Annotated in this window: 15 protein-coding genes; 3 read left to right on the forward strand and 12 right to left on the reverse strand. The window is 49.8% G+C overall.

All coding sequences use genetic code 11. The annotated features are described in order from the left end of the window. The 4 genes from A3848_RS12625 to A3848_RS12640 all read right to left on the reverse strand — a co-directional run bounded on the left by A3848_RS12625 (position 1) and on the right by A3848_RS12640 (position 3,707). Positions 1–1,254 (reverse strand): aspartate kinase, encoded by a 1,254-nt coding sequence (locus tag A3848_RS12625; protein WP_074085297.1) that lies wholly within the window; start codon positions 1,252–1,254, stop codon positions 1–3. Positions 1,255–1,470: 216 nt separating this feature from the next. Next, a complete protein-coding gene (gene efp, locus A3848_RS12630) occupies positions 1,471–2,028 on the reverse strand; it encodes an elongation factor P (protein WP_074085298.1) in 558 nt (185 codons plus the stop codon). A gap of 45 nt (positions 2,029–2,073) precedes the next feature. After that, on the reverse strand, positions 2,074–3,141 hold the full coding sequence (locus tag A3848_RS12635) for a M24 family metallopeptidase (protein ID WP_074085299.1): 1,068 nt from the start codon (positions 3,139–3,141) through the stop codon (positions 2,074–2,076). Positions 3,142–3,215: 74 nt separating this feature from the next. Continuing rightward, positions 3,216–3,707 (reverse strand): YqhR family membrane protein, encoded by a 492-nt coding sequence (locus A3848_RS12640; protein ID WP_074085300.1) that lies wholly within the window; start codon positions 3,705–3,707, stop codon positions 3,216–3,218. Between the two features lie 207 nt (positions 3,708–3,914). Between A3848_RS12640 and A3848_RS12645 the strand changes: the two genes are divergently transcribed. Further along, positions 3,915–4,862: a DUF1385 domain-containing protein gene (locus tag A3848_RS12645; protein ID WP_143186213.1), complete on the forward strand. Its 948-nt coding sequence runs from the start codon at positions 3,915–3,917 to the stop codon at positions 4,860–4,862. Positions 4,863–4,869: 7 nt separating this feature from the next. Beyond that, on the forward strand, positions 4,870–5,211 hold the full coding sequence (locus A3848_RS12650; RefSeq protein ID WP_074085302.1) for a hypothetical protein: 342 nt from the start codon (positions 4,870–4,872) through the stop codon (positions 5,209–5,211). A gap of 91 nt (positions 5,212–5,302) precedes the next feature. Here the strand turns inward: A3848_RS12650 and A3848_RS12655 are convergent, their stop codons facing one another. From A3848_RS12655 to mntR, 3 genes are all read right to left on the reverse strand, one after another. After that, on the reverse strand, positions 5,303–6,250 hold the full coding sequence (locus A3848_RS12655) for a patatin-like phospholipase family protein (RefSeq protein WP_074085303.1): 948 nt from the start codon (positions 6,248–6,250) through the stop codon (positions 5,303–5,305). A gap of 58 nt (positions 6,251–6,308) precedes the next feature. Continuing rightward, on the reverse strand, positions 6,309–7,976 hold the full coding sequence (locus A3848_RS12660; protein ID WP_074085304.1) for a family 10 glycosylhydrolase: 1,668 nt from the start codon (positions 7,974–7,976) through the stop codon (positions 6,309–6,311). A gap of 183 nt (positions 7,977–8,159) precedes the next feature. After that, complete coding sequence (gene mntR, locus A3848_RS12665) at positions 8,160–8,585, reverse strand: transcriptional regulator MntR (protein ID WP_019909637.1); 426 nt, start codon at positions 8,583–8,585, stop codon at positions 8,160–8,162. A 192-nt stretch (positions 8,586–8,777) separates the two neighbouring features. Between mntR and splB the strand changes: the two genes are divergently transcribed. Further along, positions 8,778–9,854 (forward strand): spore photoproduct lyase, encoded by a 1,077-nt coding sequence (gene splB / locus A3848_RS12670; protein WP_074085305.1) that lies wholly within the window; start codon positions 8,778–8,780, stop codon positions 9,852–9,854. Here splB and A3848_RS12675 read toward each other — a convergent pair. From A3848_RS12675 to metG, 5 genes are all read right to left on the reverse strand, one after another. Next, on the reverse strand, positions 9,851–10,564 hold the full coding sequence (locus tag A3848_RS12675) for a cytochrome c biogenesis CcdA family protein (RefSeq protein WP_074085306.1): 714 nt from the start codon (positions 10,562–10,564) through the stop codon (positions 9,851–9,853). The two genes, splB and A3848_RS12675, sit on opposite strands and share 4 nt — an antisense overlap. 63 nt (positions 10,565–10,627) lie before the next feature. After that, positions 10,628–11,431, reverse strand: a complete 804-nt coding sequence (locus tag A3848_RS12680; RefSeq protein ID WP_074085307.1) for a metal ABC transporter permease — start codon at positions 11,429–11,431, stop codon at positions 10,628–10,630. 390 nt (positions 11,432–11,821) lie between these two features. Next, positions 11,822–12,571 carry a metal ABC transporter ATP-binding protein gene (locus A3848_RS12685; protein ID WP_074085308.1) on the reverse strand — a complete coding sequence of 250 codons (750 nt, stop codon included), beginning with the start codon at positions 12,569–12,571 and terminating at the stop codon, positions 11,822–11,824. A 32-nt stretch (positions 12,572–12,603) separates the two neighbouring features. Then, positions 12,604–13,578, reverse strand: coding sequence for a metal ABC transporter solute-binding protein, Zn/Mn family (locus A3848_RS12690; RefSeq protein ID WP_074085309.1), 975 nt, complete (start codon positions 13,576–13,578; stop codon positions 12,604–12,606). Positions 13,579–13,761: 183 nt separating this feature from the next. Next, complete coding sequence (metG, locus tag A3848_RS12695; RefSeq protein ID WP_074085310.1) at positions 13,762–15,786, reverse strand: methionine--tRNA ligase; 2,025 nt, start codon at positions 15,784–15,786, stop codon at positions 13,762–13,764. Positions 15,787–15,936 lie beyond the last annotated feature (150 nt).

Genomic DNA, 15,936 nt, shown 5'->3' on the forward strand with positions numbered 1-15,936 from the left:
CTAGCGGCGGTCTTTGGGTCCACCCACAAATGCCTGCTCTTCTGTATCCAGATTGTAGGCGGTGTGAAGCGCCTGGATGATCTTTTGCAGATTGCTGGACTCAATGACACACGACACTTTGATCTCGGAGGTGCTGACCATCTTGATGCTCACACCTTCCTTGGAGATCACTTCGAACATTTGAGCCGCTACACCAGGATGGCTGACCATCCCCGCGCCGACAATGGATACCTTGACCAGATTATCCTCGGAAGTGACTTCGCGGTAAGGAAGCGCGCTATGGAGCCCCTCGATCACTTCTTTGGCATGCGCCAGCTCGCTCAGTGCGACGGTAAAGGAGAAGTCAGCCTTCTCGTTCTGAACACCGCTCTGTACGATAATATCGACGTCAACCCCCTCTTCGGCAAGCTTGCCGAAGACCTGGGCCAGCACACCCGGCTCATCGGGCACGCCCAAAATACTAATCCGCGCCACATTCTTGTCATAAGCAATTCCGCTAACTACTACACCCTGCTCCATGCTTGCTTCCTCCTTCACAACAGTACCTTCATTATGATTAAAGCTCGATCTGACGACCAGCTTCACTTGATATCGCTTCGCATATTCTACAGCCCGTGGATGCAGCACAGCTGCTCCCAGATTAGCCAGCTCCAGCATCTCATCGTAAGAGATTTCCTTCAGCTTGCGCGCTGTCTTTACAATACGCGGATCCGTTGAATAAATGCCGTCCACATCCGTGTAGATTTCACAGACATCCGCTTTGATGGCAGCGGCCAACGCTACTGCTGTGGTATCCGAGCCTCCACGGCCCAGTGTGGTAATCTCACCGTCCAGGGTCATCCCCTGAAAACCGGCCACAATTACAATCTGTTCACGCTCCAGTGACTCTAGGACGCGACGTGGAACGATTTCATTGATCCGTGCCCGGCCATGTGTCTCGTCCGTCCGAAAGCCTGCCTGCCATCCTGTATAGGATACAGCGCTGCGGCCAATCCCATGCAGGGCAATGGAGAGCAGTGCCACTGAGATTTGTTCTCCGGTGGTCATTAGCATATCCATTTCGCGTGCAGGCGGCTGCCCGTTCAGCTGCTTGGCCTGATCGATCAATTCATCCGTAGTATCTCCCATAGCGGATACAACCACAACACAGCGGTGACCCTCATCCTGCTTGGCTGCGATGCGCCCCGCAACGCGTTTCATTCGTTCAATGTCGCCGACGGAGCTGCCTCCGAATTTCATGACATAAAGTGACAAAGTCCATTTCACTCCCTATTTCGGTCTATGTAACAGCCTAGAATTAATTTCGTGCTTTAAACCAGTATAATACGAAAAACACCTCATGCGTTAATGGTTTCAGAAAAATTCTAATCTCAACACAGTTTCTGCCTAACCGAATAGTACCAAAAAAGCCCCTCCGCATATGCGGGGAGGCTGGTGTAGAAAAAATGGCATCTCTGCTCTGGGAAGTTCCTACGCGCGGGAAATGTATTTACCTTCACGTGTATCAACCAGCAGAACATCGTTTTCATTGATGAACAGCGGAACCTGAACCGTATGGCCTGTTTCCAGTACAGCCGCTTTGGTTGCGCCTTGCGCCGTGTTCCCTTTAACGCCCGGTTCTGTTTCGGTAACCTTCAGTTCAACGCTGGTAGGCAGGTTAATACCTAGGATCTCACCTTTGAAGCTGACGATATTTACGGTCATATTTTCTTTGAGGAAGTTAAGCTCCCATTCCAATTGTTTGGCGGACAGCTCGAATTGATCGTAGGTTTCATTGTCCATGAATACATGCTCCGATCCGCTTGCATACAGATATTGTACTCCACGGTTTTCGATGATGGCGCGGCCAATGGTTTCACCTGCACGGAAGGTACGCTCAACGGTGTTGCCGTTGCGCAGGTTCTTAAGCTTGGAGCGCACGAATGCGGCACCTTTACCTGGCTTCACATGCTGGAAATCGATGACAGTAAAAATATCACCCTCTACTTCTACGGTCAAGCCTGTTTTGAAATCGTTAACTGAAATCACTAAAAATCCCTCCTGGAATCAATAATTTACCTGATTAAAGCAGTCTTACAGTACCAAATAATCCTTTGAAGAATGAGTCAGCAGCGAAATACCGCTCTCGGTGATTACGATATCATCTTCGATCCGCACACCGCCAAGTCCGGACAAGTAAATGCCCGGCTCCACAGTAACGACCATGCCCGGTTGCATAATTTCATCAGCCAGCTTGGACAACCGAGGGTATTCATGAACCTCCATACCCAAACCATGCCCTGTGCTGTGTCCGAAATATTCCCCATAGCCATAGCGGGTGATAATATCACGCGCCAACGCATCGCACTCCCGTCCGGTCATTCCCGGCTTGATATTTGCCAGCGTATGGAGCTGAGCTTCAAGCACAATATCGTAAATTTCTTTCAGCTTGGGGTCCGGAGAACCCAAAGCTATGGTACGAGTTACGTCCGAGCAGTAGCCGTCCAGCAGTGCACCGAAATCGAAGGTTACGAATTCATTGTTCTGAATGACCTTACTGCTTGCCACACCATGCGGCATCGCCGACCGTTCACCGGAAGCGACAATCGTATCGAACGAAGAACAGGTTGCGCCGTGGGTGCGCATGTAGAATTCCATTTCAAGATCCACGTCACGTTCAGTCATGCCGGGCTTGATCACATTCAGGATGTGGCTGAACGTAGCATCCGCCAGATCGGCCGCACGCTGCATAACCGCCAGTTCGTCTTCATCCTTGAACGCCCGCAGATTCTCTACAGCCTTGGAGACCGGCACCAGCACCGCCGGCTGCAATGCAGCCGCATAAGCTGTATAGGCACTGAAAGTCACATCATCCTGCTCGAAGCCGATACGGACATCCGCACCCTGCAGCAGCTCGCGGACAGTGTCAATAAACTTCGAACCATGCTGAACAATCTTCATGCCTGTTACCTGTTCCGCCGCCTGCGTCATATACCTGAAGTCTGTCAGCAGATAGCTGTCATCGCCAGTAACCAGAACATAACCGGAAGAACCGGTGAATCCGCTCAAATAGCGGCGGTTAATGCCGCTGGTTATTAAGATTGCATCCAATCCCTGTTCCTGCAAAACCTTCCGCAGCTTGGAGACACGCTTGTTGCCCATTTTCATTCTCCTCTCGAAATAGCCACATTGTATTTTAACATAGGGTCATGCCCTTGAGAAGTTTTTTCGGGCGTTCAGGCAAGCTTTGTCTGCTGTTCACGTTTTCGTTCATCCGTATACTCGATTGCCGCCGTATATCCAATAAATAATCCCCAGAGTAAAAAGATGCAGAACTCACTGATTACGGAGTTCCACGGCAGCCGAAATGGCCGCTGTTGGAGGAACAGCCATGATCCGGCAAGGAAGATCACCGACCACCACAGCACCCCGTATATCATTCCTGGCCACGGCCCCTTCAGCTTGCGGAAGAGCAGTACATAGAGCAAGGTGGCTATAACCGAACAGGCAATAAAAAATAGATATCCTATAAGATGTCCCGCCGAAGTCTTCAAAAAATCATGTTTAAAAAAAGGCTCGGCCAAAAATCCGGGGAGCACTTTTGTAAAATGCATGGCATACATCAGCCAGCGCGCTCCTCCCCAGATCAGTCCGGCGAAATAACCCAGTTCCAAGGAGAAAGTCCATAGGTTGGTATGCTCCGATTTTTGTGTATAGGGTTTGCTCATTCTGCTGCCTCACTTTCAATGGATGGAATGCTTTTGCTGTCTCTCTGCTCCCTGTTCCTAGTATGTACAGCAAAAGGCAATCCAACTAGCAATGTCAGCATAAATTAGTTACAATGTATTATATAAATCACATTAATACACGGGAAGGTGAATTGGTTGTCCCAAGAAACTCCAAGTTACGGCGGGCAGGCCGTCATTGAAGGCGTTATGTTCGGCGGCAAGCATATTAACGTAACAGCCGTAAGAAGGAAGAATCAGGAAATCACATTTTTGGAGGTGCCGAGAAGCGATAAGAGCTGGGTTGTCAAGCTGCGCAAGATTCCGCTTCTCCGCGGCCTTGTCAGTATTATAGATTCCAGCGCCAAAGGCTCCAAACACTTGAATTACTCTGCAGAATCCTATGCAGAGGATTCTGCAGAGCCTGAAGATCTAGCCAAACAGCAGGAGAAAGCCAAGAAGAAGGAAGAGGGCTGGAGCCTGGGGATGATTTTTGGCGTAGCAGTTATGGGTATTTTATCATTCCTCTTCGGCAAGCTGATCTTCACCCTTGTTCCTGTCTTTGTAGAAACTTTTTTGTTTAAGGATGCATTTGATAACTACATTCTGCACAACCTCGTAGAAGGCGGAATTAAGCTGATTCTATTGCTCGTCTATCTCTGGGCTATTTCCCAGACTCCTGTGGTCAAGCGGTTGTTCCAGTACCATGGTGCCGAGCACAAGGTCATCAGCGCTTTTGAAGCCGGTGAAGAGCTCACTGTAGCGAATGTCCAGAAATACAGTCGTCTGCATTACCGCTGCGGAAGCAGCTTCATGATGCTGACGATCATCCTGGGTGTCATCATCTACTCGGTGTTCCCTTGGGATAGCCTGGTGGAACGTGTAGTGCAGCGTATTGTACTGCTGCCGGTCGTAATCGGCATCTCCTTTGAGGTTCTGAAAGGGACCAATGCCGTGAGAGATATTCCGGGACTGAAGTACCTGGGCTATCCCGGACTGTGGCTGCAGTTGCTCACTACCAAAGAACCCAAAGATGAAATGGTAGAGGTCTCCATCGCCTCGTTCAACCGGATGCGGGAGCTGGATGCCGCAATCGAAGCAGGGGCTTATTCGGAAGCAAGTGTGTCAGGCGGAATTTTGGATCCTGCGAAAGGATGAGTGGTCTATGATCAAACATGCTTTGATTTTTTGGATAACAGTATCACTTGCGGTATTGGGTCTAGTATCACAGTTTATGATGTTTGGGTTCCGGGCACTGACGTCTTTGATTATACCGTTACTGCTTTTAGGGATTGTGTTTTATGCTTACCGGTCAGCTAAGACGGGCTATGGACAGGGTTCTGGCAGATCCAAAACCAAAGTAAAACCTTCGCAAAAAACCATGGCCAAGGTCGCCGGTCTTCGCAAGACGCAGCCAGTTACAACGGGGAAACGCAAGACCTATCCGTTTCAGGTGATTGAAGGCAGCAAGGGGAAGAACGACGAGCAGCTTCCCAAATATCATTAGAAGCTTCTCCGTCCTCTAAAAGATAGATTTCAAAAGGCCTTTCCACGTTATAGCTAATGTGGAAAGGCCTTTTTTTATACTAATAAGCCTATTAGAAAATCGTTGGCTTCGGAATCGGCCGCCAATTTTTGAAAAAATCCTCCCCAGCCTTGTACCCTGCGGTATAAAGCTCGTCACTTTTCTCTGTTGAGATATTAAATTGAGTCATCGAGATGCCCAAGGTGGGGATTTTGACCGTACGCACAAATTTCTCAGTTTCAATGTATCGTTCATCATGGGCGGATAACATGGTGCCTACCATCGCCTGCAGCATGCTGAATGGTCCCGTAATCCGATGGGGCTGCGGTTCTGTTCTGCCGATCAGCTGATAGCCTACGGTTGGAACTCTGCGTCCAGGGCTCTTGAAGCCTTCTTCTTTCTCATCGAACAGCCACAGCGGAAAGTTACTGAGCAGGCCCCCGTCCACCATATAGACAAATTGGTCGGCAAATGGCTTACCCTTGGCTGCCTCTCCGCTCAGCCGCAGCCTCACCGGATCAAAAAAATACGGAATACTGCAGCTCATCCGCACAGCTTTGGATACCTCGAAGCCTTCCGGTGATATACCATACTGTTCCAAGTCATCAGGCAGTACAATAAGACGCCCATTTGTAATATCGGAAGCGATAATAGATAACTTGCCGCGGGGCAAATCCCCAAAGGTGACAAGCCCCCTTTCCTTCAGAATCCCCCGTATCCACGACTCCAGTGCCTCTCCGGAATACAGCCCTTTTTTGATCAACACGCGCACTGCAGGGCCCACATAAGCCGTATTGTAGAGCGCTCCCCGTTTCAAAAAAGAGGAAAAGCTTGTTCCCTTAATGATCCGGCTCATCGCCTCCCCGTCATAACCTGCCGCAAGCAGCGAGGCGATGATGGAGCCTGAAGAGGTTCCCGCCACCCGCTTAAACACCGCCCCCGCCCGCTCTGAAGCTTGAACTGCTCCTGCGAGCGAGATCCCTTTGACACCCCCGCCTTCAAACACGGCATTGATCTCCATAGACAGCAATCCCCCGTTCCATAGATCCTATAGCTTATCTATGAGCACGGGGGAATTTTCATGACTTGAAATAAAAGGTCAGTAAACTGGCTAATCCAAATGGATCACGGGTCACAATATCATTCGCTCTGAACATAATGCTGCCGGCTACCTCATCATATTTCTCATTATATTTCAGCTGGTTGATAATCTGTTCTCCGCTTTGCCATTCGGCACTTTTGTCGGTTCCTACTTTGTAGGTGGCCTGTCCTATGTACAGCTTGACTCCCGTACCCTTCACCTCATTCACCCACCAGTCCACCAGCTTATCATAACGGGCGGCACTGAAGGACAGGCTCCAATAAATTTGCGGTGCAATATAGTCGATCCAGCCGCTGCGTATCCAGGTCCGCGTATCTGCATACATGTCATCATAAGCAGATACACCTGCCGTGGTGTCGGAACCGGTACTGTCGGCTTTCTTGTTGCGCCAGACCCCAAACGGGCTGACACCAAAAGAGACATTGGACTTCACTCCATGAATCGCTTGACCCAGCCGGCTGATGAAATCGTTGATATTATCCCTTCGCCAATCCCCTTTGGAGCTGATCGCTTTGGGATTATAGGCCTTGAATGCCTCGTCGTCGGCAAAAGATACACCGGATGGATAAAAATAATCATCCAGATGAACGCCATCAATGTCATATCCTTTTACCACTTCCATTACGGTATCGATGATATGCTGACGCGCTTCAGGAATACCTGGATTGATGTAGAGCTTGTTCTCTGCTGAGACGACCCACTCCGGATGGGCTTTCGCCACATGATTACTGGCCAGGCCTGACGTGCTGGCATCTGTAGTCGCACGGAACGGATTGAACCAGGCATGGAACTGCATGCCTCGGTTGTGGGTGGCACTGACCATATATTCCAGTGGATCATAACCCGGATTCTTACCCTGCGTCCCGGTCAGCACCTTGGACCAGGGAACGAGCACAGAAGGATACAGGCTGTCGCCAGAGGGTCTGACCTGTACGAATACAGCGTTAAATCCGGCACTTTGCAGCTTGTCCAGCAAAGTGTCGAACTCCTTCTTCTGCTTGGTCTCATTGCCTGCTGAAGATGTAGACGGCCAGTCCAGATTGAACACTGTGGAGATCCAGGCACCCTTCATTTCTTTGGACGTCTTCGCCCCAGGAATTGAAGGAACCGTCGGTGTTGGTGGTACCGTCGGTTTCGGCATGGTCGGAGTTGGTACGCTTGGTGTTGGCACTGCAGGCACTGACGGTGTGGAGGGTCCGCCAATCTCGGCGTTAGAATATAGCGCGATATGTTTAGCTGCCTGATTCCATACCACCTGCAGCCCAAGCTGTTCACTCACGAAGCGCAGAGGAACCATCACCCGTCCTTGCACAATTTGTACCGAGGTATCCAGGCCTACTGCGTTATCATTGACAAGTGCAGTCTTTAAGCCGCTGGTCAGTTTAAGTACGTTCTCCCCTTTGCTGATCGTCGCCGTCCTGGTGTTCTGATCCCATTCTACTGCTGCACCCAGCCCCTTGCTGACTACACCTGCAGGCACCATAGTTACATTCGATGATGTAATATAAGGCGGCACATCAGGGCTTAGCGTCTCACCATCCAGCTCAATCGTGATTTGCAGGGCCGCTGCTCTAACGCCGGTCATCCCTATAGGCAGGCACAACAACAACACTAACACTCCTAGCATCCATTTACGGTAGTTCATATTTCCTCCCCGGTATAATATAAGATTGTGGTATAAACAAAAGAAAACGGCCCTCTCGTCCTTGTTAAAGGGAGACGGCCGTTTCACTTGTCAAACGGAGTCCTGAAAACAAAAAAAGAACGTTACCCGTTATGACGTAAAAAAACTGGAAAGGTTGCGGTATACATACAAAAACTGCATCATTTATGAGTCGCTGACGAGTTCAAGATGAATATCGTATAAGGTCTGCAGGCGCGCTTCATCACGGCGAAAATACTCCACTAGCGTCTCAATACGCGTAATGGAGTCCCAGCTCAAATGATGCTCGATTCCTTCGACATCCTTATAAATATGCTCCTGCTGCACTCCGATGAGGCCGAGAAATTCCTCCAGCAGCTGGTGACGGTCAACGAGACGTTTTCCCACTTTTTTCCCTTTGCTTGTTAGGACAAGCCCACGATATTTCTCATAGATGAGATATTCGTCCTTATCCAGTTTTTGGATCATCTTGGTCACAGAGGAGGGGTGTACTTCCAGTCCCTCGGCAATATCCGAGACCCGCGCATAACCCTTCTCGTCGATGAGCTTGTATATGCGCTCCAAATAATCCTCCATGCTGGGTGTTGGCATTAAACTTTACCTCTTTTCTATAATGAGCGTGGCGCGGGGGCCAACCTTGCTCTAACAATGATACATGTTTCTGCCGCTCCTTGGCAAGTCCTGCGACACAGTTCCCGCATCCATTAGCGATGTTTACCACGGTTTCCGCAGGCCTTTGTTCGGCACAATAACCATATCCTCATTCATAAGGAGCGTGAATTCATGACTTTAGCAGTGCCTGAACGCCCTTCCGCCAAGAAACCAAGAAAGCCCACCGGACTGTTTATTCCAGAACTTGTTTTTTTTGAGCCGGAGGCACTAAAGTTCCCCAAAGGCGCGCGGATTATGGAATGGGTCAAATCACAGAATATCCCATACCGCATGACTACCTCACACAACCGGATCACGAATCTTCCGGGAGAAACGGAGGTCGAGCAATATAAAATTGCCAAACGGACCCTCGTAGTGGGCATCCGCAAAACCTTAACCTTCGACCAGTCCAAGCCCTCTGCCGACTATGCAATTCCTATTGCCACCGGTTGTATGGGGCATTGTCATTACTGCTACCTGCAGACAACGCTGGGTGCCAAGCCGTATATCCGTGTCTATGTAAATACAGAGGATATCATCGGCGCTGCCAAAAAGTATATTGAGGAGCGCGCTCCAGAGATTACTTCTTTTGAAGCAGCATGTACCTCTGACCCACTGGGGCTTGAGCATATCACAGGTTCTCTTGCAGAACTAATCAACTTCATGGCAGAAGAGCCGCTGGGAAGATTGCGTTTTGTTACCAAATACCAGCATGTCGAGCCGCTGCTCCATTTGAAGCATAACGGACATACCCGGGTCCGTTTCAGCGTAAACGCCGATTATGTAATTAAAAATTTTGAGCCGGCGACCTCACGCTTCGAGGAACGGATTGAAGCTGCCGGAAAAATCGCCCGTGCAGGGTATCCGCTTGGCTTCATCATCGCTCCGATCATTTGGCATGAGGGCTGGCAGGAAGGCTATGCCGAACTGCTTGAGAAGCTGGCTAAGACGCTGCCGCCGGAGACGGGCAAAGGCCTCACTTTTGAGATGATTCAGCACCGGTTCACCAAGACGGCTAAGACCGTCATCGAGAAGCGTTATCCGAAATCGAAACTGGAAATGGACATCGAGAAACGCAAAAAGAAATGGGGCCGCTGGGGCCAGTATAAATACGTTTATCCCGATGAACAGCAAACCGCCCTGCGGGAATTTATCACAGAGCGGATTTTCGAACATTTTCCGGAAGCGGGGATCGATTATTTCACCTAAAATTTTAACCAGTCAGGTGTGATTCCTTGCAGCCATATGGTGATGCGGAACATCTGATCTGTGAACAGCAATAGTCCCATGAAAATCATGAGTCCACCGCCTGCCTTCATAAGCAGATTGGAATATTTAAGAATCCGCCGGGCTCCCCCGAGGAAGAAGGCCAGTACAAAGAAAGGAAGCGCAAACCCGATGCAATAGGCAGTAATCAGCGTAAACCAGGCCCCCTGATCGCTGGCTGAAAGCGCAATGATCGGCGTCAGGATCGGCCCAATGCACGGAGACCAGCCTGCCGAGAAGCCAATTCCCAGAATGAATGAACCTAAATATCCTGCAGGTTTCCACTTCATATTGAGTTTATGTTCCCTTAGGAGAAACTTCGGCTGAAAGATGCCTAATAGGAACAGCCCCATCAATATCACAAGAATAGCCGATAATTGACGGATCAGGTCGCGCTGTTCCTGGAATACTTCTCCAAACAAACCGGCTCCAAAACCGATCGTATAGAAAACCGCAGACAATCCAAGAATAAAAGCCAACGTATGGCTTAAGGTGCGAAACCGGGCCTTTCGGGTATTGCTGCCTGCTTTTAATTCCTGAACGGACAAACCGGTGATATAGGACAGATATGACGGGTATAGCGGCAGACAGCATGGAGATATAAACGACGCAACCCCCGCGGCAAAAGCAATTCCGGCATTCAGGTTGGACAAAGTGGCTTCTCTCCTTCCGGGTTAGGGGTCACTTCGTATGAACGGATACTCCCACAGGCTGTTTTACGCTGGCAGCCCTTTTTTACCGATCAGGGTCAGGGTCAGCAGCGCAATCAGCAGCAGGACAATCGTCGCACCAGGTGCAAGATTCCAAATTCCCGCAACCACCAGCCCTCCCACAACCGCAATTTCAGCAATGATAACCGACAGCATGACCGAGGACTTGAAGCTCCGCGAGAGCAATAGGCTGATTGCCACGGGAATGGTCAGCAAGGCGGACACCAGCAGTGAGCCGACAATTTTGATGGCCGTACTGATGACAAGAGCTGTTAGAACTGTAATCAGCATATTAAGCAGCTTTACAGGCAGGCCGCTTACGCTGGCCGCATCCTCTTCAAAGCTAAGCAGGAAAAATTCTTTGAAGAACAGGGTCACCACAACCACAACCGCAACGGTCACAATACCCACTACTATGAGATCGGTATTATCGAGTGTATAAATGCTGCCGAACAAGTAGCTCATCACATCCGCATTATACCCTTTGCCCAAGGTGAAAAAAAGCGAAGCCAACGCTACACCGCCTGACATAATGATGGCGATCGATAGCTCGGCGTAGCTTTTGTATGCTTTGCGCAGCTTCTCGATGGCGAATGCCGCCATTACCGCAAAGATCAGCCCCGCCCCCAGCGGGTAGAAACCTGTCAAGAACCCGAGCGCAACCCCTGCGATCGTCACATGTGCCAGTGTATCACCGATCATGGACAAGCGGCGCAGCACCAGAAACACACCAATGAGCGGGGCGGTAATGCCAATCATGAGCCCGCCTGCAAGCGCCCGCTGAAAAAAATCACTGAATAGAATGTCCAAGATAAGTATCTCCTCTGAGTATCAAATACTTAGCGAATCTTTATTTCAAAAAGCGATTTCAAAATCTTTTCGATCCCTCCCAAACCCTCCCTTCCAAGGGAGGGCCCCAAGGGCTCTGCCCTCTGGACACCCGGCTAAGTGCAACAGGCGTAAGTGAACAGTTAGATTGTGATTGGAGACGTGAGAGGAAGGATCGCTTTTCGTCCCTGAACGGGACACGCTATACCCATACGGGATCTAGGTCCGAGTAAAGACTAAGAGCTTCAAGATAGAGCTTCAAGATAGAGCTTCAAGATTTGAATTAAAGATTAAGAACGTAAATCCAAAAGACTAGAGCAAAGACCAGGTCGTCCTATGTTGTACTATGGACGACCTGAGCTAAGCAGTAGTCTAGGAAAGTGTATGCTGCAGGTTATCTACTGCGCAATCCTGTGCGTCATGAGAGTGACGGCAGTAGAAATTGATTTTGCCGTTTTTTTGCACAGGGTCCTTACCCAGATAATTCTTGATCATGTCTATGTCATGCGACACCATCAGGAATGTCATGTGGTGATGCGCATGCATATGCATAATCAATTCGAAGAATCCGGCCTGAGTTTCGGCGTCAATGCCGACCGTAGGTTCGTCCAGAATCAGCAGATCGGGATGATTAATCAGCGCCCGGGCTAAAAAGACGCGCTGCTGCTGGCCGCCGGACAACTGACCGACTCTTTTCTCCGCGATGTCCTGGATCCGCATCACTTCCAGCGCATCGTCGCATTTCTGCTGCTGCGCCTTGGATATTCTGCGGATCAGGTTTTTGTTATTATATAGTCCGGACAACACTACCTCCCGCACCGTCGCAGGGAACAGAGGATTGAATACATTCTTCTGCGGCACATAGCCGATCCGTTCCCAATCCTTGAATTTTCTGACCGTCTGTCCGAACAACTTAATTTCACCGCTTGTTGCAGGGAGCAGGCCGACAATCATTTTCAGAAGCGTGGTTTTACCGGCGCCGTTCGAACCAATAATGCCCAGGAAATCCCGTTCCTTCACGGTATAATTGAGGTCTGTAATTACCTTCTGCTCTCCATAGGAAAAGGATAAATCCTGTATTTCGATCATATGCTGATGGCAGTCCAGGGATACCGATTGCATGTGAGTACCGCCTTTCACTTATACTTTCCTTTTTATTGTAAGGCCAGAATGAGATTTTGCAAATTTTTCTCCATCAATGTAAAGTAGTTGTCCCCATTCTTCTCTTGCGCCTCTGTCAGTCCCTCAACCGGATTGAGCACCATCGTGGATACCCCGGCTTCCCCTGCGAGGGTTTTCGCCAGTTTGTCAGACACCAGCTCCTCGAAAAAAATGTAGCGGATACCCTTCTTCTTCACCAAATCAGCAAGCTTAAGCAAGTCCTGACTTCGCGGCTCCGCATCAGCCGACAGCCCCATAATGGCATGCTGCTTCAAACCATAGTCGCGGGCCAGATAAGCAAAGGCCTGATGGGAAACCACAATCTCATGATTGGGCAGCTTCGTCAGCTCCAAGGTGAATTTACGATCCAGCGTCTCTAAACGTTCGGCAAGCTTGTTATAACGTTCTTCATAACCATCCTTATGTGAGGGGTCCACGGACTGAAGACTTTCTTTTATATTCTTTGCCATGATCAGCGCTGACTTCGGACTTACCCAAGTATGAGGGTCCGTATGCAGTGTATCCGCACTTACTTCTGCCTCTGCTTCACCTTCTCCTCCATGATCATGCCCGTCTTCCTCATCAGACATAATATAATCAACGCCCTTGCTGACCTGGGTTGCTTTGACCTCGCTGTCACTGTCCAGACTCTTGAGGAAATTCGGCACCCAGCCTTCCAGCCCGGCACCATTATACAGGAAGAGCTGAGCTTTGGAGGTATTGATAATATCCTGGCTGCGCGGTGTCCAATCATGCGGCTCTACGCCCACTGGCAGCAGGTTGATGGCATTAATATCATCCCCGCCAATCTCACTGGCAAATTCATATATGGGATAAAAAGTAGTAATCACATTCACTTTACCTTTGACGATACTTCCGCTGCTCTTCGGACCACAAGCTGCAAGCAGCAAAAATACCAGCAAAGTCAGCGTAAGCAGCACGCCCCTGTGCAGGCTCTTGAATAACATTTGATTGATCGACTCCTCAAATCGTAAATTTTGCTATTTGAATTATAATAGTAATCGTTACGATAAGTCAATAAGTTCACTACGATCATATCCATAAACACATCTATAAAAAAGGAACACCTGCCGGTACCCGCGGCAGGTATTCCTTGATTCAAACCATAAATTCAGGCTGGATTAGCCAGCCTATTTCACAATCGCGCCGTTCGGCATGCTGTCCGGCACAGTAGCAATGGTCAGCTGGTCGCCCTTGGAGGCTGCCAGGATCATGCCTTGAGACAGCTCACCCCGCAGTTTCACCGGCTTCAGGTTAACGATACAGATTACCTTGCATCCCACCAGTTCCTCCGGTGTATAGAACTTGGCAATGCCGGAGACGACCTGGCGCTGCTCATACCCTAGATCGAGTTGCAGCTTCAGAAGTTTGTCCGCCTTCTTAACCGGCTCAGCGGCAATAACCTGCGCCACACGCAGTTCAGCTTTGGCGAAATCATCAATACCGATTTCTTCCTTGTGCTCCTCTTCCGGCTCATCCGCTACAGCTGAAACAGCTCCCGCATCAGCAACAGGGGCAGCTTCTGCTTCTGCCGGTTTGCCTGAGCCCATCGCCTCGGCGATGTAGGCCACTTCCTGTGCCACATCCAGACGCGGGAAAATGGGATCACCCTTGGCCAGCTTGGTTCCGGCTGGAATAAGTCCAAAGGATTTGCCGCTGTCCCAGGTCGTCAGCTCGCCCTTATCAATGCCTAGCTGCTGCCAGATCTTGGCTGGTGCTTCTGTCAGGAACGGCTGCAACAGGATTGAAGCTGTCCGCAGTCCTTCCACAAGATGTCTCATCACGGAAGCCAGCTCACCATTTCGGCTCTCATCCTTCGCGAGCACCCAAGGCTGGGTCTCGTCAATGTATTTATTCGTCCGGCTGATGAAGGCTCCGATTGCGGTGAGTGCAACAGAGAATTCCATTTTCTCCATTGCTTCTTCCACTTTGGCATAAGTGTTCCGGGCTGCAGTCTCAAGCTCACTGTCAAACGCCGTCACATTGCCTGCATAGGCTGGAAGCACACCCGCAAAATACTTTTCTACCATTGCCCCCGTACGGTTCAGCAGATTGCCGAGGTCATTGGCCAGGTCATAGTTGATACGGTCCACAAAGCTTTCTGGAGTGAAGGTCCCATCCGAGCCAAAAGGAACCTCGCGCAGGAGATAGTAGCGCAGCGCGTCCAGACCGTAACGGTCAATCAGCGTCACAGGGTCCACTACATTGCCCTTGGATTTGGACATTTTACCGTCCTTCATCAGCAGCCAGCCATGCGCAAATACCTTTTTCGGCAGCGGCTCGCCGAGCGCCATCAGAATGATTGGCCAATAGATCGTATGGAAACGCACAATTTCCTTACTCATGATATGAACATCCGCCGGCCAGAATTGATCATACAAACTGCGGTCCTCGGAGCCATATCCCAGAGCTGTTATATAATTCGTAAGCGCATCTATCCATACATAGACCACATGCTTTTCGTCGCCTTTGACCTTAACGCCCCAATCAAAAGTGGTACGTGATACGGCAAGATCCTCCAGACCAGGCTTGATAAAATTGTTGATCATCTCATTCTTGCGCGATTCTGGCTGAATAAAATCCGGGTTTTCCTCGTAATACTGCAACAACCGGTCCACATATTTACTCATCCGGAAGAAATAACTTTCTTCCTTGACCAGTTCAACGGGATGTCCGCTGTCCGGGCTTTTGCCACCCGTTATATTGCCATCCGCATCACGTTCGATATCCACCAGTTGAGTCTCGGTGTAAAAAGTCTCATCCGAGATACAGTACCAGCCCTCATATTCCCCTTTGTAAATATCGCCTTGCTTCAGCAGCCGGTCAAAAATATCCGCCACCACTTTTTTATGGCGCTCTTCAGTTGTACGGATGAAATCATCATTCGAGATGTCTAGCTTGCGCCACAGGTCTTTGATGCCAGCAACGATCCCGTCAACGAACTCCTGAGGTGTCTTACCGGCCTTTGCAGCCTTCTCTTCAATCTTCTGTCCATGCTCATCCGTACCGGTCAGATAACGTACCGCATAGCCGCGCAGCCGCTTGTAGCGCGCCATTGCATCTCCGGCCACTGTCGAATATGCATGACCGATATGCAGCTTGTCACTCGGATAATAGATCGGGGTTGTCAGATAAAATGTTTTCTTGTCGCTCATTTCTTGTCATCCTTTCGTCTTGGCAAGTGGAAAATTCTTATATTTCAAACACAAAAAACTCCCGCCCCAATATGGGGCGAGAGGATTACTCACGCGATACCACCCAAAATTCCCCGGCTCCTTGCAGAGCACAGGCTTCGCCAGTTCCCG

Origin of the sequence: Paenibacillus sp. P32E (assembly GCF_001909085.1) — a bacterium.
Classification (GTDB): Bacteria; Bacillota; Bacilli; order Paenibacillales; family Paenibacillaceae; genus Paenibacillus_AQ; species Paenibacillus_AQ helianthi.